This is a genomic window from Schleiferilactobacillus harbinensis (assembly GCF_008694105.1).
In the GTDB taxonomy this organism is placed as follows: Bacteria; Bacillota; Bacilli; order Lactobacillales; family Lactobacillaceae; genus Schleiferilactobacillus; species Schleiferilactobacillus harbinensis.
Map to the genome: position 1 here is coordinate 3,048,276 of NZ_CP041364.1, position 21,507 is coordinate 3,069,782.

General features: G+C 54.2%; 21 protein-coding genes and 1 pseudogene. 5 read left to right on the top strand and 17 right to left on the bottom strand.

The window, feature by feature from the left end; all coding sequences use genetic code 11:
- Window positions 1-49: 49 nt before the first annotated feature.
- From FMM01_RS15045 to FMM01_RS15065, 5 genes and pseudogenes are all read right to left on the bottom strand, one after another.
- Window positions 50-2,590, bottom strand: coding sequence for an AAA family ATPase (locus tag FMM01_RS15045; protein ID WP_150393062.1), 2,541 nt, complete (start codon window positions 2,588-2,590; stop codon window positions 50-52).
- Window positions 2,591-2,706: 116 nt separating this feature from the next.
- The gene (locus tag FMM01_RS15050) at window positions 2,707-3,327 is read right to left on the bottom strand and encodes a hydrolase (protein ID WP_146994262.1); all 621 of its coding nucleotides are present in this window, start codon (window positions 3,325-3,327) and stop codon (window positions 2,707-2,709) included.
- A 230-nt stretch (window positions 3,328-3,557) separates the two neighbouring features.
- A pseudogene (locus tag FMM01_RS15055) lies at window positions 3,558-3,851 on the bottom strand (fructose-bisphosphatase class III); the annotation flags it as partial.
- Window positions 3,817-3,987 carry a fructose-bisphosphatase class III gene (locus tag FMM01_RS15060; RefSeq protein ID WP_150393064.1) on the bottom strand — a complete coding sequence of 57 codons (171 nt, stop codon included), beginning with the start codon at window positions 3,985-3,987 and terminating at the stop codon, window positions 3,817-3,819. The pseudogene FMM01_RS15055 and the gene FMM01_RS15060, both read right to left, overlap by 35 nt.
- A 141-nt stretch (window positions 3,988-4,128) precedes the next feature.
- Complete coding sequence (locus FMM01_RS15065; protein ID WP_150393065.1) at window positions 4,129-4,620, bottom strand: HXXEE domain-containing protein; 492 nt, start codon at window positions 4,618-4,620, stop codon at window positions 4,129-4,131.
- Between the two features lie 93 nt (window positions 4,621-4,713).
- On the opposite strand from FMM01_RS15065, the gene FMM01_RS15070 reads away from it, so the two are divergent.
- The 3 genes from FMM01_RS15070 to FMM01_RS15080 all read left to right on the top strand — a co-directional run bounded on the left by FMM01_RS15070 (window position 4,714) and on the right by FMM01_RS15080 (window position 6,531).
- Window positions 4,714-5,295, top strand: coding sequence for a TetR family transcriptional regulator (locus FMM01_RS15070; protein ID WP_150393066.1), 582 nt, complete (start codon window positions 4,714-4,716; stop codon window positions 5,293-5,295).
- 123 nt (window positions 5,296-5,418) lie between these two features.
- The gene (locus FMM01_RS15075; RefSeq protein ID WP_150393067.1) at window positions 5,419-5,652 is read left to right on the top strand and encodes a hypothetical protein; all 234 of its coding nucleotides are present in this window, start codon (window positions 5,419-5,421) and stop codon (window positions 5,650-5,652) included.
- Between the two features lie 72 nt (window positions 5,653-5,724).
- A complete protein-coding gene (locus FMM01_RS15080; protein WP_150393068.1) occupies window positions 5,725-6,531 on the top strand; it encodes a Cof-type HAD-IIB family hydrolase in 807 nt (268 codons plus the stop codon).
- A gap of 45 nt (window positions 6,532-6,576) precedes the next feature.
- Here the strand turns inward: FMM01_RS15080 and FMM01_RS15085 are convergent, their stop codons facing one another.
- From FMM01_RS15085 to FMM01_RS15110, 6 genes are all read right to left on the bottom strand, one after another.
- Window positions 6,577-6,792, bottom strand: a complete 216-nt coding sequence (locus tag FMM01_RS15085) for a zinc ribbon domain-containing protein (RefSeq protein WP_027828877.1) — start codon at window positions 6,790-6,792, stop codon at window positions 6,577-6,579.
- An 86-nt stretch (window positions 6,793-6,878) separates the two neighbouring features.
- Entirely contained in the window at window positions 6,879-7,382 is a 504-nt protein-coding gene (locus FMM01_RS15090) for a hypothetical protein (protein ID WP_150393069.1), read from the bottom strand.
- A gap of 19 nt (window positions 7,383-7,401) precedes the next feature.
- Window positions 7,402-7,902, bottom strand: a complete 501-nt coding sequence (locus FMM01_RS15095; protein WP_150393070.1) for a hypothetical protein — start codon at window positions 7,900-7,902, stop codon at window positions 7,402-7,404.
- Window positions 7,903-7,992: 90 nt separating this feature from the next.
- Entirely contained in the window at window positions 7,993-8,769 is a 777-nt protein-coding gene (locus tag FMM01_RS15100) for an ABC transporter permease (protein WP_150393071.1), read from the bottom strand.
- On the bottom strand, window positions 8,747-9,703 hold the full coding sequence (locus FMM01_RS15105) for an ABC transporter ATP-binding protein (RefSeq protein ID WP_190973394.1): 957 nt from the start codon (window positions 9,701-9,703) through the stop codon (window positions 8,747-8,749). Before FMM01_RS15105 ends, FMM01_RS15100 begins: the two co-directional genes overlap by 23 nt.
- Window positions 9,704-9,708: 5 nt before the next feature.
- Window positions 9,709-10,998, bottom strand: coding sequence for an MFS transporter (locus FMM01_RS15110; protein WP_150393073.1), 1,290 nt, complete (start codon window positions 10,996-10,998; stop codon window positions 9,709-9,711).
- A gap of 142 nt (window positions 10,999-11,140) precedes the next feature.
- On the opposite strand from FMM01_RS15110, the gene FMM01_RS15115 reads away from it, so the two are divergent.
- Window positions 11,141-12,085 carry a helix-turn-helix domain-containing protein gene (locus tag FMM01_RS15115; RefSeq protein WP_150393074.1) on the top strand — a complete coding sequence of 315 codons (945 nt, stop codon included), beginning with the start codon at window positions 11,141-11,143 and terminating at the stop codon, window positions 12,083-12,085.
- Window positions 12,086-12,123: 38 nt separating this feature from the next.
- Here FMM01_RS15115 and FMM01_RS15120 read toward each other — a convergent pair whose 3' ends face one another.
- From FMM01_RS15120 to FMM01_RS15145, 6 genes are all read right to left on the bottom strand, one after another.
- Window positions 12,124-13,800, bottom strand: coding sequence for an ABC transporter ATP-binding protein (locus tag FMM01_RS15120; RefSeq protein ID WP_150393075.1), 1,677 nt, complete (start codon window positions 13,798-13,800; stop codon window positions 12,124-12,126).
- Between the two features lie 82 nt (window positions 13,801-13,882).
- Window positions 13,883-15,310 carry an MFS transporter gene (locus tag FMM01_RS15125; protein WP_027828158.1) on the bottom strand — a complete coding sequence of 476 codons (1,428 nt, stop codon included), beginning with the start codon at window positions 15,308-15,310 and terminating at the stop codon, window positions 13,883-13,885.
- 123 nt (window positions 15,311-15,433) lie between these two features.
- Window positions 15,434-15,676 (bottom strand): hypothetical protein, encoded by a 243-nt coding sequence (locus FMM01_RS15130; protein ID WP_150393076.1) that lies wholly within the window; start codon window positions 15,674-15,676, stop codon window positions 15,434-15,436.
- A gap of 193 nt (window positions 15,677-15,869) precedes the next feature.
- The gene (locus tag FMM01_RS15135) at window positions 15,870-17,873 is read right to left on the bottom strand and encodes a PTS fructose transporter subunit IIABC (RefSeq protein WP_150393077.1); all 2,004 of its coding nucleotides are present in this window, start codon (window positions 17,871-17,873) and stop codon (window positions 15,870-15,872) included.
- Between the two features lie 17 nt (window positions 17,874-17,890).
- Entirely contained in the window at window positions 17,891-18,805 is a 915-nt protein-coding gene (pfkB, locus tag FMM01_RS15140) for a 1-phosphofructokinase (protein ID WP_027828155.1), read from the bottom strand.
- Window positions 18,802-19,566, bottom strand: a complete 765-nt coding sequence (locus FMM01_RS15145; RefSeq protein WP_027828154.1) for a DeoR/GlpR family DNA-binding transcription regulator — start codon at window positions 19,564-19,566, stop codon at window positions 18,802-18,804. Before FMM01_RS15145 ends, pfkB begins: the two co-directional genes overlap by 4 nt.
- A 318-nt stretch (window positions 19,567-19,884) precedes the next feature.
- Here FMM01_RS15145 and FMM01_RS15150 point away from each other — a divergent pair, with 318 nt between their 5' ends.
- A complete protein-coding gene (locus FMM01_RS15150) occupies window positions 19,885-21,462 on the top strand; it encodes an IS1096 element passenger TnpR family protein (RefSeq protein ID WP_190973395.1) in 1,578 nt (525 codons plus the stop codon).
- Window positions 21,463-21,507 lie beyond the last annotated feature (45 nt).

Sequence of the window (21,507 nt, forward strand, 5' to 3'; positions counted from 1 at the left end):
GAACCCGGGCACGCCTTGAAAAATCAGGGCCTGTCCGGGTTCTTGCCATTTATTTGTGATTTTGTTTCTTTTGCTTCAGCATGGCTAATAATTCCGGGTCCACAGCCACTGTCAAACGCGGCTTGTTGGGTGCCGCTTGTTTATCCGCTGCCGGCACCGGCGCGGCTTGGGGCAGCGGTGCGAGGACATCCCGCATAGCGGCCACCGGCTGCTGGCCGAAGGTATCGACATCCAGTCGCCCAGACAAGAAATTCTTCAACAGATCATGGCGGTGTTCCACCGGCACGATTTGCAGGCGGCTGGTCAGCATGCCGAAGTCCCCGTAACAGTCCGCACTGGCCTCCGCCCGAGTGATGGCGGTGTAAAAGGACTGGGCGTTGACCATGCTGCCGGAAGGCGCCAGACCGATCAGTACGTGGGCTGCCTGGCCGCCCTGGGACTTATACACCGTGACAGCGTAGGCCAGGGCAATCTTGTTGGTCAAGCCGCCAAAGCTAAAGTAGACATAATCATCGTCCACCTGGACCACCAAGAAGTGGCGGCGCCCATCAATATGGGTGATCAGGCCCGTGTCGCCATTGGTGATCACGGTGGTTTCGTAATCCACATGGTCGCTGGCGGCGACATCGTCTTCGTCGTCTTTGGTGGCGACAATGCGCCGATTGGTATTCGGGTCCACCTTCTGCGCCCGGCTGTCGTTGGCCAGCACCATCACTTTGTCGCCCACCCGGAAGGTGTCCGGTTCCTCGGTGTCTGGATTGACATAGGGGGCGACGTACTCCGGCTGGCCGGGAACCGCGGGGCAGGCAAACTGCTGAATCCGGGCATTCATCTGCATCCGGCCCAGCGTGCCCTTGTTACGGTTGACCAGCAGCAGCATTTGATTCGTATCATGCCCGTTGCCGGCCCACAGGGAATGATAGGCCGCAATCAGCGTATTAGCGATCGTCGCCTCATCCCGCTGGTTATACAGCCGCAGACTGCCTGATAAATAGGCTGGCTGGGCGGCATTGAAGGGCAGCGGTTCCCGTTCCCGAATCGTACTGGCCAAATCGAGAATGCCGGACTTCGCGCCCTGGCGGTAGACGTGCTTCAGGGTGATCGTGGCGACTGCCGGGGATTGGGCGAGGTCGTTGAGAAAGTTGCCGGGCCCGATCGCGGGCAGCTGGAAGGCGTCGCCGACGAAAATCAGGTGGCGCTTTTCATACACCACCGACCGGACCAGCTCCCAGGCCAGATCAGTCGTCAGCATCGACGATTCATCCACAATAATGAAGTCGCTCTTGCCATAGGCGTCCGTGTTGCCCTGGCGGGTATAGGCAGCAAACTCGAAACCGGGCATCAACCCTAGGCGGGCGTGGATCGTCCCGGCGTAATGGCCGGTATAATCCCGCAGTACTTTCGCTGCCCGGCCGGTGGGCGCCATCAGGGTCAATTTCTTATTGTGGGCCTTCATGATCTGCACGAAGACGTTGATGATCCAAGTCTTCCCCGTGCCGGCGGCACCATTGAGGACGGTGATGCCCCGAGTGTTGGCGGTGGTGAGAAAGGCGCGCTGCTGGTCATCCAGGGTGACGCGGTGTTTGGCTTCAAATTCAGTGATGGCGGCGGCCAGTTTCTCTTCTTCCAGCACCGGCCAGCGCTGCTTCTCAGCTTTCATGATGCCTTGAAAAAGATCGGCTTCTTTAACGTACATTGCCATGGTGGTGACCAGCTGGTACTTGGTATTGACCACGAATCCGTTGCGCCAGCCGGCTTCTGGTGTCAACTGCGGGGTCACGTCCACTGGGGCGACACTCAAGGCGTCAGTACACTTTGCCACGAAGAACTTGATGGAGGCAAAGGTATTGCCGCTGGCCAGGATCTCCGTGGCAAAGACATACTGCATACCGAATTGAATCCGGCGCGGGTCGTTGCGGGGAATCCCGGCGGCCAGGGCAAACTTGTCCGCTGTTTTGAAGCCGATCCCGCCGACTTCGATCAGGATGTAAGGATCCGTATTGATCTGCTTGATTGCCCGCTTGGCATCGCCGAAGTGGTCAAAGACATGCTGATAAGCAATGGGCGTCAGCCGGTCGCCGAACGCCGCCATAAGCAGACTCAAATCGGTATTGCGCTTGACGATGGCCTGCAGCCGGAGCAAGGTCTTTTCCCCGACGCCGGTGATTTTTTTATCCAGCAGACTGCCATTCAATAACAGGTCCAGAATTTTCTCGTTAGGCGGTACGGCATCCACCAATTTGCCCAAGGTGGCGGGGCTCTTGGCCAGAGCTTGGGTCAGGAAGGCCCACTGCCCCGGCGCGTCCTCCGGCAGGCCGTAGTGCACGGCCTTCAATTGATAGGATGGTTTATTATATCGATGGCTGGCTGGTTCATCGTAAAGCAGATCCATCTTAGTGACCGTACCCTCGTCGTAATGGGCCATCTCACCGGTAATCGTCAATTCGCCCCGCTGGTCCACGGGGATCTCTAACTTCGGGTCCAGCATGCTGGCGGCATAGACCCGATAATCCGTATCCGCCCGTTCAAAGAGCTGGCGGGTGATGCGCAGCGGCACGTTTTTGAACAATTCATTATTACTGGAGAGCATCGCGATCTTCCCGCCTTTCTGCTTGTCTGGGCAAACGTATGTTACGTAGTTCCAGTATAACGGAATCTGGCGGACGAAAAAAGCAGGCCTACTTGACCTGCTTCAAGAAAAATCAATTACTCAAGGTTGATAAAGTCGCCAGCATCCAGCAAGATCTTCACGAAACCGGGCACCGTTTCCCCCCGGTTCCAATCCCGCTGCCATTCGCAGGCCAGCTGAGCGTTGGAAACCAGTTGTGCACCGGCTTGTTCAACCCGGCGCAGCGCGGTTTCATGGGCAATCGTGGACGTGCCGCCCACGGCATCAACGACGGGATAAACGTCGTAGCCTTCACGCATCGCGTCCAGGGTGGGGAAGGTTAAACAGGCTTCAGTCCACAAAGCGGCGATAACTAATTTCTTGCGGCCAGTGGCTTTGACCGCTTTGACGAAGTCCTCATCTTGCCAGGCATTGATACTGGTCCGGTCAATTGACGGCTGGTCCCCCAGGACAGACTTCAACTGCGGAATCGTGTCCTTGTTGCGGCCGGAGGTGACGTTGACTGTGGACAACACAATCGGCACCTTGTACAGCTGGGCCAGCCGAACAGTAGTGATGATATTATTGATCAGTTGGAAATGATTCATTGAAGCGATGGAGTTGATTTGGGTCGGCTGATAGTCGATCACGAGCAGAGCAGAATTCTCCGGTGTTAACAATTGGTCATCCACCGGGTCACGACGCGGAAAACTTGTCATTGAAAATACCCCCAATATTTTTGAAAATGTATCCGCTATTACCGGAATCAAGTTCATTCTAGGAGGGTGAAGCAGAGAATGGAAGAAATATGCTTGGAGAGAGGGCGAAGGCGACCGGTCAGAAGCGTAGGGATAAGGACGGCAAGGCACAAACCCCGGTTTTGGGTTTTTGCCTTGCCGTCCCTATCCCCTAGCTTCTGGTCGCCTGAGCCCGTTTAGGCGACCGTCGCTCAATCCGTCTTCAACAACGCCAACAACTGCGCCACCTGCGCCTTCAACTTCGTCCCCACATCCGTCTCCGCCACGGTCTTGCGGGCAATCGCTTGCTCCACGATGCGCTTGGTGGTTACAATATCGCTCAATTCGGCTATTGCTTTAGCCCGCGTCGTAAAGGGTTGTAAAGTGACCAGCTGCAGGCCATATGAGTTATACAGCAGCGTGTAACCGCCAATCCCCGTAGTGGGCTGATAGGCCCGGGCAAAGCCGCCGTCAATGATCAGCATTTTGCCATCTGCCAGAATGGGCGACCGGGATGTCGCTCATAAAGGCTTCGGTGCTCTTAGGCAGGTTGAGAATGGCTTCCAAGTTGATGATTTCGGTGGTGACGGCTTCTTTTGTGGGATATTTTTCCCACAGTAGGGCTTTTTCCAATTCTTGCATGAGGTTGTACGACCTTTGTTAGTGATGTGCCCATTATAGCAAGTATTGGGAGAAAAAAGGTGGACAGCTTAATTTAGAGAGAAGCTTAATGCTGATATGGAAGTATATCGGTGGACTAGACCTTTATCCACTTTGGGGCTATTAGCTGGCCGCTATCCGGGACATGACGAAATGGATAAGCAACAGGTTGCCGAAAAACAAAAGGGTCATCAAGCCAATGCTCAACCACCAAGCACTAACGGGGGCGTTGACCAGCAAAACGAGACGGATCAGATACCATGTAACAAAGGGTAGTTCCAAAGCAGCTGTCACTCCGCCTGGGACATATCCCCGAACAATAATAATAAAAACAAGATGACCAACTAGGTGGCCAAGGTAGGGAATCGTGGCAGCGACGATTAACAAAGGGGTATGAAGCCAATACCCCACTGCGCTGAATACCCAATAAAGGACGAATTCTTCCCAGATGCCGACCGCTAAAATATCTGCCTGGTCAACGCCGGCAAAAGGGATTCGGCCTAGAATCCGGCGGTTGGGCTGGCGGCGCAGCCAAGTGGGAACAAAAACCAATTCTTCAAAATCATGAAACATAAAGAACAATGGTAATAACCAATATGAAGTGAATGCAGTCATTGATTTGACCTCCCTTTGACTCTAGTATATTGTCTTTCTTTGATAGAAAGAACAGGATAGCGGTATGTGCCGCAAAGAGGAGGAATTTGTGCCATGGTTCGGGAGACAATGATCAATCAATCCAAGCAGGCGTTTATTCATGCCCTATTTCGACTATTGGAGACGGAAGACTGGACTGATGTGACGGTATCGCAACTGGCCTTGGAATCAGGGTATTCTCGGCGTACTTACTATCGGTATTTCGACAGTCCCCGGGCAATTTTGAACACGATGTTTGACCAGCAGCTGACGGCATATCGGGCCAGCTTTCAGACACCAATTCGACCGGATCAGATTCCTAATCATTTTATTGCATTCATCTGGCCGCAACGGCAAAAAATACAGATCTTAGTTCGCCGCGATTTGTTTGTGCCGTTATTAACGCAGCACCTGTCGGCAGTGGTAGACATGGTACTGGATATCAGCGTGCCCTGGCGGCAGTATACATCGTCTGAAGCGGAAATGGCTTACCGTTATGCGATTACTTACTCGTTGGGTGGTTTTTGGATTCTGCTGGACTCTGTTTTTAGAAATGAAGTATTGCCCACACCACAGCAGATTGGTGGTGCATTGACGGCCGCGTTAACCGAAATTCAGGCACAAACAACGGCCACACACATGCAACGGCAGGAGTAAAAATATGCATTGTCATACAGTATCATCGGACGGTATAATGAAAGCGGTTACTATATAGTGTGCCGTGCGCTGTTGAGAAATACTTCTGCCGTAAAGAACACTAAGAGGTGAGGACACGGATCTGTGGAATTTTATGGACAACTTGATCAAAGTAAAGGGACCGTTCCTGATTGTGCCGCTCGTAATTTTGCTTTTGGTGATCGTGCTGTTTGTGATTATCCTCAAATCAGCGGGCTTATCAAAAATGGCAAAAGCGGTGATTTTATTGATTCTTTCGATCATCTTTATCGGCATTGTCATGCTGTGTGTCCTGATTGTATCAATTGGGCTGAACACGGGTTGAGCCTGCCCGATTGATTGCAATTCAGGTAAAAAATCGTGGCCAGCCATGGTACAATGTAATAATATTCACGAACATTGGAGGACACCATGACACCTGTACGCTTGATTGCCGCCGATATGGACGGCACCTTTTTGGATGACCACAGCACGTTTGATTATGATCGGTTTCAACGGGTCTACACCCAGTTACAAGAACGCGGTATCCGGTTCGTCGCGGCCAGCGGCAATCAGACGATCAAGATGCAGCGGTTATTTGCTGATTTTCCAAACGTTGATTTTATCGGCCAAAACGGTGCGGAGATTCAGCTCCACGGCGAACCGCTAACCGCGGCTACGTTTGCGCCAGAGACAGTGACTAAAATGCTGCAGATCATGACGGCTTATCCCGCTGCCCAGGTGGCGGTCTGCGGGATTGAGACCGTTTGGATTCGGCAGGACGCCGACCCGCAATTTGCGGCGAACATGCGCGGCTACTATCCCCATGTGACGGCCGTACCAGACCTGGCCCCGTATACTCAGGATATTGTGAAATTCGATATGATTGGCGATCCCCAGGCGATGGACAAACTAGCCGAACCTTTGCGCCAATCACTGGCCGGGTTAGCGGTCCCCACCGCCAGCGGGACGGGAATCATCGATTTGATTCAACCAGGCCTGGACAAGGCCTGGGCACTGCATCAGCTCAGCCAGCGTTTGGCCATTGCGCCGGCAGAAATGTGGGCGTTTGGCGATGGGGCTAACGACCTGTCCATGTTCCGTTATGTCGGCCATTCGGTGGCCATGGCGAACGCGGCGGTGGCGATCCGGCGGGCGGCTGACGCCGTGGCCCCGGCTAATACCGCTAGCGGCGTGCTGGCCTACATTGAGCAGCATGTCTTAGCAAAAACAAGGTAGTTAAAAATGCGTCCGACCATTCAATTGGCCAGGACGCATTTTTGACTACCCGCCGCCCAGTAAGAAATCCAGCACGTTCCAGCCTTCGCTGGACGTCGCCCGATACAACTCCGTATACCCGCACCGGGTACAGCTGATGGTCACGAACTTCTTGTTCTGAACATCGAAGATCTTGGCAAAGTTGCCGCCGGTGGCTTGAAACTGATCAGCTTCGTAGGTTTCGTTGGCGCATTTGGGACAGACATATTGCTGCTTATCCATAGAGAATCACCTTCTTTGCGCATTATCATGGCATATGTGGGACGAGAATGGAAGAGGTTTCTTCAGGATTATTTTGGGGTTGCCGGCTAGTCGGCGGGATCATCAGTGGTAGCAATCACCGTGATCTCGTGATCATTAACATAGGCAAAGCGCGCGCCGCCGTTAGGAAAAGTGAGCACGCTGCCGTCTGGATTGATGCGGATGTAGGCCGCAATCATGTCATAGGTGCCATCGATGAAGAGCAATTCGTTGTCATCAGCGCGATGAAAGGGAATGAGTTGATGATCGTAATTGACAGTAATACCGTGGAAAAGTAGAGCCGCATTGGCTGGCGGATTACTGAGCACAAACTGGTTAACTGGAAAGCTGATATCCAACTGGAGTTCTCGCGGTGTCAGAAAGGAAAACACACCACTGTATTTCGGCACGGCAAAAACGAATCCGTCAGAAGCCACGCGTACAGTTCCGTAAAGGTCGTCCTTATGCGGGCTGGTAAATAGAAGTTCATCCCTGGCCGGTGTCATGAACGGAGTGGCTTGGTCGGGATAATGGATCAGCAGATCCTGGAAGAGAATTTGGTGATAAGCCAAAGCTTTGCCCCCTTTACCATTAGTCATCCAATGTCAGGGCCACGGTCATTTCGTCAGCGCCGGTGAACACAAATCGGACACCATAGCCGGGCGACACGTTGAGCTGACCATTGTGGTCAACTTGAAGATGCGCATTGATTTCGTCACGCAGGCGGGTCACAAATACTAAATCAGCACCAGCTGCCTGGATGAAGGGTGTGGCCCGCTGATCATAGATGATCGTGTATTGATGGAATGACATGTGCTGATAGGTTGGCGGTGTGGCGGCAGGCCTATTGAGGACACTATCCAGATTGAGACCGACCCGGAATTCGTGCATGGTCACAAATGTAAGATTGCCGCCGTACTTAGGATAGGCCAGCACTTGACCGCTTTTACCAAGTTGAAAATAGACGATCACTTCGTCCCGTTCCAGATTGGTGAATAATAATTCTTGATCATCAGGCCGTAATAAAGGGATCGCCCGGTCATCATAATGGAACGTGATGTCGTGCCAAACGATCTGCTGCTGGTGGGCCATGGAAACTCGCCTCATTTCTAGAGATTACAGTTTCTGTGATTATATCGAATTTCAATTTATTTAAGCAACCGTTTTCGGACTCTGAGAACCTCAATAATGCCCAATCGTCCCGTGATGACGCGCCGCATTGGTAGCCTGCTGAAATGTAATAAGACCGACCAGCAGCCACACCAGTGTATTCACCATACTCCAAAACAGAAGTAAGCCGCCGCCAGCAAAGCCAGCAGGATGGTGCAGCATCTGGCGCAGCAGCGAAAACATTGGCACCAATGGTACAAAGTGACCAACAAAGGCCAGCAAGGGGCCGCTGGTATCGAAAGGAATCATGAGCAGGAACACGAAGCCGAATTGGATAATCGATAGGGCTTGGGATACTCGTTTAAATACAATCGCTAAACTGGCGACCAGCAGACCTAACGCCAGCGCCACGAGCAAAGCTAAACTAAAAGGGATTAATTGGACCAATTCCAGGCGTAAACGAATGCCTGTCAGCAGCAGAATACCAATTAGCACGCAGATGATAAAAACCAGAGACGTGCCAAGCGTGATGACGGCGCGCATCAGAAACAGCCGCAGAGGTCCCAATGGTGATAGGAAAAGCTGTTCCAGTGTGCCGTTTTCAGCTTCTTCGGCGATACCGAAACCCATGTCACCCACGGTATTGAGAACCAGCATCCAGAGTACGTAACCGATAATTAAGTCCGTCATCCGGGTCCCCAGCAGGGTGCCGCCAGCCATGAACCGGCCGCCCAGGGCAAGCGCGTAGAAACTGACGACGGCGAGAATGATCTGGGCGGCGGTTTCGGTGGGATACCGCCGCATGAGGAGCAGGGTGCGCCGCAATTCACTTTGCAGGGCGATACGCATGGTCTTCACCTTCTTTCTTGGGGCTCGCCAGGACGTGTTTAAAGAGTGCGGCCAGGTCAGCCTGTTTTTTAGTGATGGCGGTGAGCGGCAACCGGCTCAGCACGCCGAGCAGCTGTGACAGGTAGGCGGGATTTGGCAACGTAATCAATAGCGTGGTTGCCGCCAGCTGACTGAGGGTGCCCAGAGCAGTGAGCTGGCTGATCACCGCTGGACTGGGCGGTGTTGTGAATGCCAAGGCATAGGTTTCTGGCGAAAATCCAGCCAGGGCACTGGCAGTGCGCCCACGAAATGCAATTTTTCCCCGATCAATCATCAGTAAGTCATCGGCTAGCGCCTGGGCTACGCCCATATCGTGGGTGGTCAGCAGCACCCCTAACTGCGTCTCAGCAACGAGTTGGCGGATGATTGTCTGAATCTTTTCGACCGCTGGCAGGTCCAGTCCGAGCGTCGGTTCGTCCAGCAGCAATAGCTTGGGCTGATGGATCAGGGCACAACAAATCGCGACGATCTGCTGCATGCCGCGGCTTAACTCGCGGACGGGCTGGTTGGCCTTCGCTGACAGACCAAACCGGGCCAGATTGGCCAAGCCGCGCTGACGGGCCGTTTGGTGGGGGATACCGCGCAGACCGCCCCAATAATCAAAATTTTCAGCCGGTGATAACCGCCAATAAAGATTGCGGCTGCCTTCCAGTACCGCACCGACTGAACACAGCGCCTGCAGTGGTCGTTGGCCATTGATTTGAATCGTCCCCTGAGTGGGGGTAATGAGGCCTAGCAGCATCTTGATCGTGGTGGTTTTGCCCGCTCCATTTGGACCCAGAAACCCCACGATGTGCCCGGCGGCGACAGTGAATGAGACGTCGGACACGGCCGCAAAGGGCGCAGCATGAGGGATCGTGTAGGCTTTACCTAAATGATTAACTGATAGCAGCATCCCCATCACCCCCGGACCATGGCCGCCGGGGCCGTCAGCCGATGTAAATATCGGCTCGCGTACACGCCGGCTACGACGCCGCCGACGGTGCAGGCAGTGAAAATCTGCCAAGTCAGCGCCGGCGCAGCCAGATTGGCCAAAGGCAGAAAAACAGCTTGACTGACTGGGATTCCAATGGAAATGAGGAAGGAAACCAGGCTGGACGTGGCGGCTAATCGGCCCTGGGGGATGTTGCCAATAACCAGAGCGGATAGGCGCGGCGATATCTTCCCGACGAGGTACGATTCGCCTGCCGATAAGCTGACCATCACGTAGAAGTTCTGAAGAGTGAACATGTTCACCCCATAAACGGCCGTTACCCCGGTCGCCAGGCTGATTAATGTCGGCATACTGAACTTTTGCAGCCCATCCCGACTGAATAATGCCCCAGCGGCTGAAGCCACCGCACTGGCCATACTCATGATGGCAATGGTGGCGCCAAAGCTGCCCAGCCACAATTGCTTCTGGGTGGTGAGCAGGACATTCGTCAAATCGTGAACGGCACTGAGCAGAATATTGATCCCGAGAATCAGCATAATAATGAGAAAAAGCGGTTTATCTGTGTGCACCAGTTGCATAGTATGCCAGGTGCTGGTGATAAAGGGCTCACTAGCCATTTTATCCTGTCGCGCCTGTCGAACGGCGCTAGTATCCTGCTGATCCGCTTGGGCAAAGACCTGGCGCTGCAGTAGTAACAAACCGCCGGCAATGAGGAACGAAATGGCGTTAATGATGCTAAATAAGGCATAATTCTGGTGCAGCAGGACGATCAAACTTGCTCCTAGGCCTTGAAAGATAATACTGATGGTACTGTGCATGCCGCTTTCAAAGCTGGCGGCGTCGTTCAAATCGCTGCGGCCAACGAAGTGTTTGTAATACGGCATGATCAACCCGCCAGTGTAGCTGGAAATGACATCGGAGGCGACGTTGATGAGCAAAAGCACGATAAAAGCCCACAACGCCTGAGAGACCGCAATTAAACCAGCCAGCAGTAAGTACAGGCCGAATTGAATACTGCGCAGCCAAATCGTCAGCCGCAGCCGCTGGGTGGTGCGATCAGCCAGATAACCGCTGGGGATTTCAAAAAGTGTCGGCACGAAATCGGCGATACTGATTAGCGTGACCGCTAGGGTCTTATAGGGTAAATTGCCAGCGTAAATAATAAAGACAATATTGAATAATACAGACCCAATGGCGTTGAAGAAGTTCGCCGTCACTAGGTTGCGGTAAGGTTTGTTGGTCAGGTAAACGTGCATGGATATCGTCCTCCTCAAAAATGGTGTCTTGAGCAGGATCGGCCGATCCATTTCTGTAACTGTCTTGATTATCGCCGGTTGGCCGTGCTAGGATGGAGCAAATTTACGGATAAGTAAATCAAATTGAGGGGATGGCGGTTGCATGGTGACGTATGGCAGTATTTATCAGCGTTTGCGTAAGAATAAGAATATTACCTTGCAAAACGTAGTCCGGGATACCGGCATTAGCATTGCGACGATTTCCCGGTTTGAACGGGGCTTGAGTGATATCACCCTGGCTAAATTAGCGCCGCTGCTGGCCGCCATCCACGTGACCCGCAAAGAGTTTTTCTTTGAATACGATTTTGCCCTCGCGGCGGCGCAAAAGACGCCGCGGGAAGCCATTCACGGAGTAATGGCGGATCGCGACCTGCCGTTTGATCACGACTTTCTGCATCAGTCCGAATACAGCACGCAGACCGTTGCGGATATTTTGCCGGTGATTGCCAAACGAGCGGCTGCTTTCCAAGAAAATGCCACCCAATACAATCTGTTGATGTTGGCTTATTATCGTGCTATGTACGGATTTTTGAAGCATACCCCCGATACACATAGCATCGATATATTACGGCACTATCTGTTGAATGTGGATGATTGGGGTGTATTTGAAATTGAGCTGTTTATTGGTTCCAGTATGTTCTATGCGCCGGCTGATAACCTGCAGATGCTGCGTACTGGCTATCGTAAATCCCAGCGGTTGGGTATCAGCAAGGAGTTCGGCCCGTTGCAATATTGGCTGCTGGCATCAGATTTCACCGTATTGCTAGCACTGCATGACTTACCCCGGGCGGGCGAAGTGTTGACGATACTGCAGTCCCAGAAGAGTGACGGTACTTTGACCGGTCAAGTCGAAACCATGTTTTTCTCCGGCTGGTTGATGATTGCTCGGGGTCACATGGATGCTGGGGAACGCATCTGCCGCAGTGCAATTGCTATTTTCCATGTGTTGCACGATCAGCAGAGTGAGCAAAACTGGACGACCAAGCTGGAGAATATTCTCCAGGACCCCACGGCCGGCTATATTCTGTTGAGCGGTGGATTAGGGTAGAAAAAACGGCCTTGCCGTTGCCGACAAAGCCGTTCTTCTTATAAAAACCCAAGCTGCTGCAGCGCATGCTGGACATCCACACTATCATCCTGTCCAACCGTCACGATTCGCCCTTGGTTAACGACGATAATGTCATCCGCCTTGGCAAAAATTGTCGGATTGTAACGGTGGGTGATCAGCACGAGGCCTTGCTCCGAAGCAAACAGGTCGTCTTCAATCTGAGTGGCGATCCGCGGGTCCAGGCCGCTGGTCAACTCGTCATAGATGGTGAAAATGGGCCCCTTCAACCGGTTCCGCGCCAGCGCCAGCCGCTGCCGTTCACCGCCGGAGATCGCGGTTGACTTGTCGCTGAGCATCCGCTGCAAGGCGTCGGGATTGTTGGCTAATAAGTCTTGCAACCCGGATTGGGCCACGGCCTGGCGGATCTTGTCCGCCGGGATGTCGTGGAACACCGTGACGTTGTCGGCTAAAGTCGCGTTGAACAGGTAGGTGGATTGATCTACATAAGTCAGATGACTGGTGATGTCGCTGAAGCTGACATCCCGCAGATCAATACCATCAATGGTGATCGTGCCGGTGTAACCTTGATAATAGCCAAAGAGCTGGCGCATCAAGGTGCTCTTGCCGCTGCCGCTTTGACCGACGATCAAGTATTTTCGATCCGTGGCCAAATGCAGGTCCACGCCTTGCAGTAATGGCTGGTCATCAACCGTCAATCCGACCTCGTGGTAGTCAATCGCCTGGATCTGTTGGGGTAAGTGGGCCTTAGGCGTTTCCGGCGCCGCGTCCTGCAGATATTGGGTCACGTTTTTCACTACTGCTCGGCCGCCGTAAAATTGCGACAACATGTCGGCGGCAGAAAACAGCGGGTAGGAAATGAAGACCATCAATTGGGAGAAAGCAACGAGTTCGCCCAGGGTAATACTGCCCCGAAGGACCAGGTAGCCGCCCAGCAGCCAAGTGCCGATGTACTGAATGTTGTCGAAGAAGTTAAGGAGTTCGCTGATCACTTTGATCACGAATTGATTGTGGATTTCTTTCTTCGCCAACCAAGCGGTAGCATTAGTGAAGAGATTGCCAAACCGGCTGCCGGCAGCGTTGAACTTCACAGTACCAAAACCGTTGATGAAATCTTCTACGCGGTTGTTGTACCCGGTGGAAGCGTCCACGACAGCGGTTTGGGCCGGGCCAGTTTTCTTCTGGGAAAACATGGGCACGAGCATGGACGGGATACATAACAAGATAATGGCCACCGTCACCAAGGGCTTAATGAGAATCGTGCCGGCCAGGGCGAAGACCAGCTGCCAGATCAGATAATACCCGCGCAGCGCTGTACCGTAATAGGTATCTTCAATGACTTCGACTTCTTTGTTGAACTTGGCCAGAAAGAAGCCGTGGTCATGGCAGCTGAATTGATTGAGCGAACGGGCCAGGGTGGCTGAGTAGAGGTCATTGCGCAGCATGCGGCTGCCGTTGGCCAGCAGGCGGGAACGCTGGAAACTCTGGGCAAAGCTGAGCAGAGCCCGGGCAATAATGTATAGAAGAATGCCGGCACACAGCCAGGCATAGTCAAAATGCTGCTTGCCGGTAACCACGTCCGTGATCACCTGCAAGACCCAGGATAGGCCCACTTCTGAGAGGGCGGCGATGGGAACAATGATCAGGTAAAACAGTAAGCGCAGCGGTTGGCGGCGCATGTAATTGAATGAGTGCATGAAAAATCCCTCCCCGAGCACATACTGCGGTATGGTTAGAATGATACGCGGAGAGGAAAATAATAGCAAGATAACAGCAGAATTAGTTTGTGCTTTGCTTCGGTGTCCGCCAAGCGCGCCAAGCCACGACAATCAGAGCAATGAACGAAATCGCAGTGGCGATCCAGAACACCACGGCGAAAGCATGCATAAAATGGGCGCCTAGGGCCGGGGTGATCTGGCGCACACCCGGCAGCTGCAAGAAGAGCAGGGCGGACCCCAGCGAGATGCCCATGGTCATCCCCAGGGTGCGGGAAAAGGAATTAAAGGACCCAGCCACCCCGGTCAATTCCGGCGCCACGACTCCCATGGTGATGGCGTTATTCGGCGTCAAGAACAAGCCCATACCGATCCCGTTCAGGACGATGGGCGGAATGATCCGCCATAAAGTGATGGTGGCGGGGAAGGTGATATAGCCCAGTTGGGAAACCACCAGCACGGCCAGGCCAACCATGGTCAGCTTCGTCCGATCCCAATGGTCAGCGAGCCAGCCCACCAGCGGAGTGATCAAGAGCATCGTAGCGTCCTGTAAAACCATAATCAAGCCGCTGCCCAAGGGGCTCATCCCGCCGAAGCTTTGCAGGTAAAACGGCAACAGAATATTCGATACAGCATTGACCAGCATGGCCAAACCGAGCAGGACGACGGATACAATAAAATTGTGGTTGCGCGCCAGGCTTGGTGCCAGCCAGGGCTTCTTGGCCCGGTCATCCTGTACAAACGCCCACGCCGTCAGTGCCGTCCCGACCACCAAGAGCCCTAATCCCAGGGGCCAGCGGCTTAAGCCGTTCTGGAAAATCGAGCCGCTCAGAAAGAACAGGATAATGCCCAGTGTAAAGAGATTCTGGCCGGTCCAGTTCGCCCCCGCAGTGGCGGTGCGGATATCCTGCCAATGCCAGTGCGGTAACGGTAATACCCGATAACCAATGACCGCGCCGATGATACCCAGCGGGACATTCAATAGAAAGATCCAGCGCCAGCTGGTAAAGGACATGATCAACCCGCCCAGGGCCGGCCCAGAAATGGACCCCACCGAGACAAACATGGCAATCGCGGCCAGAGCCTCCGCCCGGTTTTGATCACTGAAGTTCTCGGTGACGATGCCCATACTGTTCGCCATGACCATCGCCGCACCAATGGCCTGAATAAACCGGCCCACCAGCATCGTGACGATATCAAAGGCCACGCCGGTGAGCAGCGAACCAAAAGTGAATAATAACCCGCCGGCGGTGAACACCAAGTTTTTCGACAATAGATCGCCCAAATGGCCGAACATCACCAGCAAAATCGTTGTGGTGATCAGCGCCACCTGCACGATCCACGTGGCCGTACTGCTGGCCACGTGCAGATCAATTGCGATCCGCGGCAGGGCCAGATTCGTACTCGAACCCGCCAGCGCCGTTAACAGCGAAAATAACCCCAATACACCGATAATTTGGTACTGCTTCTTCTTACTCGGCACAGCCGCCATCGTACTCAACCCCTTTTTCTGTTAAGCAGAGTTTACGCCGAATAACGAAAAAGAGGGGCGCTGGTGCTTACTGGTGGGATTAAAAAAGCCCCGGCCATTGTGCCGGAGCTAACGAATCTTCACTTACCTGCGAAACCGGAACCCGTGCTTGGTCAAGTAGACCGCCCCAAACCAGATGACATTGGCGAATACCACAATGGTTAAGCCGGTTACCGTCATTGCGGTGGACTTATCCAACGCCAAGGGGGCGAGCCAGAGAATGACCAGCACAAAGGGCAGCAGTACCATACCCAACGCTATCTGGACGAACCACTTGGCCAGTACCGGATGGGCCTTTGCGTAATCCTTGCTTTTTTCCTGCAACATTGAAGTACGCCTCTTTTGCTCCGTTGAAAAACGGCCTGTTGAGACCTCGCCATACCAATTCATGTTTCACTGATTAGAGTGTAACACCAGGTCCACCGATTAAACTTACATTTTTGTTCGCTGTCTGCCGTTTTTATGGCACGAAAAAGCCGCCAACCCGCAGGCTGACGACTTTCTCAAATCAATTCAGAAATTATGCTTTGACTTCATCCAGACCATTATCCGGCCGGTTCTTCTTCCACAGTCCGAGAATCACGCCGCTAATAACGGATCCGATGACCACGGCCAGCAAGAATTGCAACGGCTTATTGGCCAACAACGAGGCGAAGATCCCACCATGGGGTGCTGGTACGTTGACGCCCATGGCTTGGGTCAGACCGCCGGCAATGGCGGCGCCGATAATGCTGGAGGTAATGATCCGCAGCGGATCAGCGGCAGCGAAGGGAATCGCGCCTTCGGTGATGAAGGACAGACCCAGCAGGTAGTCGGACAGACCAGAAGTCCGTTCGGCGGGGGTCCACTTCTTCGGCCAAATCGTGGTGGCTAAGGCAATAGCCAACGGCGGGACCATCCCACCGGCCATCACGGCAGCCATCCAGCGGCCGTCAGTCTGCTTGGAGGCAGTGAAGACACCGATGGAGAAGACGTATGCGGCCTTGTTGAAGGGGCCGCCCATATCGATAGCCATCATCCCGCCAAGAATCGTACCAACCAGGATCGTGTTGGTGGTCCCCATGTTTTCCAGGAAACCGATCAAGGCCAGATTCAGTGCAGTGAAGATCGGGTTAATGATGAAGTACATCATCAGACCAATGGCCAGTAAGCTCAGAATCGGGAAGATGAAGACCGGCTTCAAGCCGTCCAAAGACTTAGGCAGATGCTTGAACCAGCGCTTCAGGACCAGGATGGTCAGCCCGGCGAGGAACCCGCCGACCAGACCGCCTAGGAATCCGGCAACCCCGTTCTTGGAAGCAATGACTGAGAAGCCGACGTTATTGGCCATCCACCCGGCAACGAACCCGGGCAGCAGGGCGGGCCGATCGCCAATGGCTTCGGCGATGTAGGCAGCCAGAATCGGTACCAGGAAGTTGAAGGCGGCACTGCCCAGCCCATTGGTGAAAGTGAAGATCATGGAGTTAGGACCAACCCCAGGAATACGTTCCAGCAGGAACGACAGGGCCATGATAATCCCGCCGCCAACGACGAAGGGTAACATGTTGCTGATCCCGTTCATCAGGCTGGCGTAGATCTGGCGGCCCAAGGACTGCTTGTCTTCGTCGTCTGTGCCGGCATCTGCAGCGCTGTCATCACCAGAACCATGGAAGATCGGCCCGCGTTCAGCCAGTGTATCTTCGATCAATTGATGGGGCTTGTTGATACCGTCAATAACCGGGCGGTTGATCAAGTGCTTGCCGGAGAAACGATCCATGGCGACTTTCTTATCTGCTGCGACGATAACGCCGACAGCCCGGTCAATGTCGCTGGCCGTCAAACGGTGTTTGATACCTTCGGAACCGTTGGTCTCGACTTTGATGTCGACACCCATCTTCTTGGCTTCCTGCTTCAAGGCTGCTTCGGCCATATAAGTATGGGCGATCCCAGTGGGACACGCCGTAACTGCGACCACGTAGGGCTTTTTAATATCGGCGGCCGGTTCAGCAGACTTGGCGGCATCGGCTGTGCCGACAGCGGCTTGGGTTGCAGCGGCTTCTTGTTCGTCCTTGGCGTCTTCAGCTTCTTTCTTTGCTTCAGCGTCATTGAACAGACTGATCACTTGGTCCGGGGTGTCGGCTTTCTTCAAGGAAGCGACCAGCGCGGGATTGATCAGCAGGGAGGACAAAGCAGCCAGGGCCTGTAAATGTTCATTGTTGGCGCCGGCCGGGGCGGCAATCATGAAGAACAGGTGCACGGGTTGGCCATCCAGGGCGTTGAAATCAACACCGGCGTTGCTCTTGGCGAACAGGACGGCGGCTTTCTTCACCGAATCAGTCTTGGCGTGGGGCATGGCGATGCCGTCGCCGATCCCCGTGGTGGATTCTGCTTCCCGCTGCATAATGTGGGTCTTGTAATCGGCCTTATCGGTGATTACGCCGACTTGGGCGTAACGATCGATCATTTCGTCAATGGCGGCCTCTTTTGTCGTGGCCTTGAGGTCCATGATCATCGCATCTTTGATCAATAAATCTTGAATTTTCAAAATGACACTTCCTATCTTTAATTGATCGTTGTGATCTGAATTGTCGGTAATAACGCGTCAATGGCGGAGCGAACGGCGATGTCTTCGGAGAAGGCGGTCGCACTGCCGCAAGCCAAGCCGTAACGGAAGGCTTCCACCGGGTCGTGGTGCTGGGTGTACGTACCGACGAAACCGGCCAGCATGGAATCACCGGCGCCGACGGAGTTCTTGACCACACCCTTGGGAGCGGCAGAATGATACACATGGTCCGTGGTAATTAAGTAAGCCCCTGCGCCGGCCATGGACACCAGCACATGTTGGGCACCCTGGGCCAGCAGTTCCTGACCGTGGGCAATTAAGTCGGCATCACTCTTGAACGTGGTGTGAAACAGGTCCGCCAATTCATGGTGGTTCGGCTTAACGACTAAAGGATGCTTCGGTAAACTTTCCTGCAACTGTTCGCCGGTAGTGTCGATGGCAAAGTCGGCGCCGACTTGCTGCACGCGGGCGATGATTTCATTGTAGAAATCTTTGTCGAGACTGGCCGGCAGGCTGCCGGAGATGATAACAACATCGCCTTGTTGAATGGCTGCCAACTCGTTGAAGAAACTGGCCTTTTCCGCGGCCGTGATGTGCGGGCCGGCGGCGTTCAGTTCGGTTTCTTCACCGGCCTTGATCTTCACGTTGATCCGCGTCTGGTTGGCGATGCGGGTGAAGTGGTCGTTAATGTGCTTAGCGACCAGCTGTTTCTCCAAAATCTTGCCGACTTCGCCGCCGACGAAACCGAGGGCGGTGTTGGCGACTTGCAGCTGGTTGAGGATCTGAGATACGTTGATGCCTTTGCCGCCGGCCAGCAGGTCGGCTTGGGGCACGCGGTTAACGACGCCAAGGGTCATCTGGTCCAGGTGCAGGACATAATCAATGGCAGGGTTCGCCGTGATCGTATAAATCAATGCTGGGTCAACTCCTTAATATGGGTGAATGAACGAAAATCATGGCGGGCGGACGCGGGGATCGTATCGGTAACGATGCGATCCACTTCGCCGATCCGGGCGAAGGTGACGAGCGCCTGCTGCGTAAACTTGGTGTGATCCGCCAGAACGATGGTTTGCCGGGAAGCATCGATCATCACTTGCTTAATGGTCGCTTCCTCGGGGTCCGGGGTGGTCAGGCCGGTTTTGGCCGAAATCCCGTTGGTCCCGAGGAAAGCAAAGTCGACGTGGATACTGCCCAAGAAGCGGGCGGCCCCGGCCCCGACAATGGCCTTGGTTTCGGCTTTGACCTGACCGGCGGGGATGTAAGCGGCGATGTCCGCATCGGCCAACATGCTGGCGGTCTGCACACTGTTGGTGTACACCGTCAAGTCCTGGCGTTCAGCAAGGTGGGGAATGAGCATGGCGACAGTGGTCCCGGCGTCCAGGAACAGCGCCTGATGGTCCCGCAGGTAGGCACTAGCCACATAATCGGCAATTGCTTGCTTCTCCGTGGGCTGGGCCTGTTCCCGTTGGGCCATGCGCTCATCTTCCACGGCCCGCTGGCGCAATTGCGCGCCGCCATGGATCCGTTCGAGCAGGCCCACTTGGGCCAGCTCGGTCAGATCCCGGCGCACCGTGGATTCTGAGGTATGGGTCCGTCTGACCAGGTCTTGCAGCTGGCAGAATCCGGACTCGTGTAATAATTGCAAGATCAATTCGTGACGTTGATTCGTCAGCATCGGTCGTTCCCCTTTCCCTCACTCAATTGTATAGTGTAATCGTTCCCACTCAGAAAGGCAAGCATAATCTGTCAAAAACAGTCAAATACAGTCAGAATGCACGCGGGAATGCGGTTTATACAACGAAATACACATTTGATCATCATCTCTACCGAGGCGGCCAACTGTCGAGAATGCGGTTTTGGCAGTAATTGATGGCTTAAACGGTCAAAAGCCATCATTGGCCTAGACCGAGTCCGCGGGACGCTGACATTGCCCGGCGGCTCTGCTACACTGAACGTTAGGATAATGCGGCGTATGCGCAGGAGGGTATGGCTTATGGCGAAGATAGACAAAGAGTATTTGCAGCTTAAAATGACGTTGGAAAACGCGCATCCGCCAATTTGGCGGCGGGTGGTCATTCCGGGAACATACACCCTGGCCGATTTGCGCCGGGTGATTCAGGCTGTTTTTGATTTGACCTCCTTTGGGCCAGCGGAGAACGCGACCCCTAAGTTCCACCGGCGAGTCAAAGCACCCACTGCAACTGGGCTGACCAGCGAAGTGCTGACGGCCAAATATCCCGAGGATACCACCACCGTTTATTCGGTTATTCATGATTCTCGACAGGCCCAGTTGTTGTTAAAAACGCCGAATGTCAAAAATTGGCGGCTGATGATCACGCTGGAAGATGTTTTATCCGCCGCCGCGATCGCAGATCGGCCGACGCCGCCCTTTGTTAATGGCGGCCGGCAAGCGATGCCTAAGACCCGGGGCGGGCGGGATACCCCGTATGATCGCAAACAAATTAATCAGGCCTTAAGCGCGGCCATGGCGCCAGACGCACCGGTTGCCCCCGCCGCCTTGCCGCCTAAGACCAAGCCGTTCGTTCGGCGGACACCGACGCCGGAAAGGGATATCGATATGGCTGAACTGGCGCCCCAGATGGATGCGCTGAACGCTTTGATTTCCGGCCAGTCTTTAACGAAAGAGCAGAGCGAGTCGCTGGCTAATTTCTTGAACCGCCACGATGGCGGAGGCGCCGCGGAGAAACCGGCGGAGGCGCCCCGGGTTGACCAGCAGGATATTGATTTTGCCGTGAGTCATCTGGGCGTTAGAGCGACAGAAGACCGGGCGACTGCGGTCAACACGCTGATTCAAGGGTTCGCTGACGGGGGCTTCACAGATGCCCAGAGCAAAGCAACCGCCGCTGCTTTAATGAAGGATAACAAATTGTTCTTGGATATCGATAAACTCCCCGATGAAGATCACAGTTTAGCCGCCCGGGGGGACACGGCCACGGTATATGCGGGCATTTTGGTGGGGGACATGATGAGTACCTTTCTCACCGCCAAACAGCGCCACACCCTTTTCCAGTGGGCAACAGATTATGTCCGCCAGGAAAATCACCTGGCAATTACTTTTCCGGGCAACTTGACCGCGCTGGCCTGCGGCTTGCGCTTCCTTTACGCGGCGGTGATGCATCCGGACTATCCGCCCAAAGTGTTGGGCCAGTTGAAGGATACGTTCTTGATCATCCTCTGGCACTTGCAGGATCCGTTCCTCGGCGACGAGGCGGAGTCCATGGGCTTGATTCTGAATGACCTGGCCAAAGCGCAAGTGATGAAGCCGGCGCCCTTCATGCAATTGGTGCGGGACGTAACCATGGAAGTTGAACGGCGGGTCGACCCGGCCGACCCCCGCACGATCTTCCGGCGCAAGGCGTGGATGACGACCATGCAGGTATTGTTCATCAGTTTGAACGACGATGATGAGGCCTATGACAAGGCCCAGAACTTCATCTTCGACGCTGTAGATAATTATTATCAGACCATGGGCATCGACTTTCTCGGCGATGACGACGACGGGTACGACGGCGAATGGGAAGAGCCGGACGATGACGATGATGATGATTAATTGAGAAAAGGGGCCGCGCAGTAATTTGCGCGGCCCCTTTGGGCA

Bases quoted from the DNA above. Each gene is read 5' to 3' on its own strand.
- FMM01_RS15045 (WP_150393062.1), bottom strand. From the start codon at position 2,590: ATGCTCTCCAGTAATAATGAATTGTTCAAAAACGTGCCGCTGCGCATC.
- FMM01_RS15050 (WP_146994262.1), bottom strand. From the start codon at position 3,327: ATGACAAGTTTTCCGCGTCGTGACCCGGTGGATGACCAATTGTTAACA.
- FMM01_RS15060 (WP_150393064.1), bottom strand. From the start codon at position 3,987: ATGCAAGAATTGGAAAAAGCCCTACTGTGGGAAAAATATCCCACAAAA.
- FMM01_RS15065 (WP_150393065.1), bottom strand. From the start codon at position 4,620: ATGACTGCATTCACTTCATATTGGTTATTACCATTGTTCTTTATGTTT.
- FMM01_RS15070 (WP_150393066.1), top strand. From the start codon at position 4,714: ATGGTTCGGGAGACAATGATCAATCAATCCAAGCAGGCGTTTATTCAT.
- FMM01_RS15080 (WP_150393068.1), top strand. From the start codon at position 5,725: ATGACACCTGTACGCTTGATTGCCGCCGATATGGACGGCACCTTTTTG.
- FMM01_RS15085 (WP_027828877.1), bottom strand. From the start codon at position 6,792: ATGGATAAGCAGCAATATGTCTGTCCCAAATGCGCCAACGAAACCTAC.
- FMM01_RS15095 (WP_150393070.1), bottom strand. From the start codon at position 7,902: ATGGCCCACCAGCAGCAGATCGTTTGGCACGACATCACGTTCCATTAT.
- FMM01_RS15100 (WP_150393071.1), bottom strand. From the start codon at position 8,769: ATGCGTATCGCCCTGCAAAGTGAATTGCGGCGCACCCTGCTCCTCATG.
- FMM01_RS15105 (WP_190973394.1), bottom strand. From the start codon at position 9,703: ATGCTGCTATCAGTTAATCATTTAGGTAAAGCCTACACGATCCCTCAT.
- FMM01_RS15110 (WP_150393073.1), bottom strand. From the start codon at position 10,998: ATGCACGTTTACCTGACCAACAAACCTTACCGCAACCTAGTGACGGCG.
- FMM01_RS15115 (WP_150393074.1), top strand. From the start codon at position 11,141: ATGGTGACGTATGGCAGTATTTATCAGCGTTTGCGTAAGAATAAGAAT.
- FMM01_RS15120 (WP_150393075.1), bottom strand. From the start codon at position 13,800: ATGCACTCATTCAATTACATGCGCCGCCAACCGCTGCGCTTACTGTTT.
- FMM01_RS15125 (WP_027828158.1), bottom strand. From the start codon at position 15,310: ATGGCGGCTGTGCCGAGTAAGAAGAAGCAGTACCAAATTATCGGTGTA.
- FMM01_RS15130 (WP_150393076.1), bottom strand. From the start codon at position 15,676: ATGTTGCAGGAAAAAAGCAAGGATTACGCAAAGGCCCATCCGGTACTG.
- FMM01_RS15145 (WP_027828154.1), bottom strand. From the start codon at position 19,566: ATGCTGACGAATCAACGTCACGAATTGATCTTGCAATTATTACACGAG.
- FMM01_RS15150 (WP_190973395.1), top strand. From the start codon at position 19,885: ATGGCGAAGATAGACAAAGAGTATTTGCAGCTTAAAATGACGTTGGAA.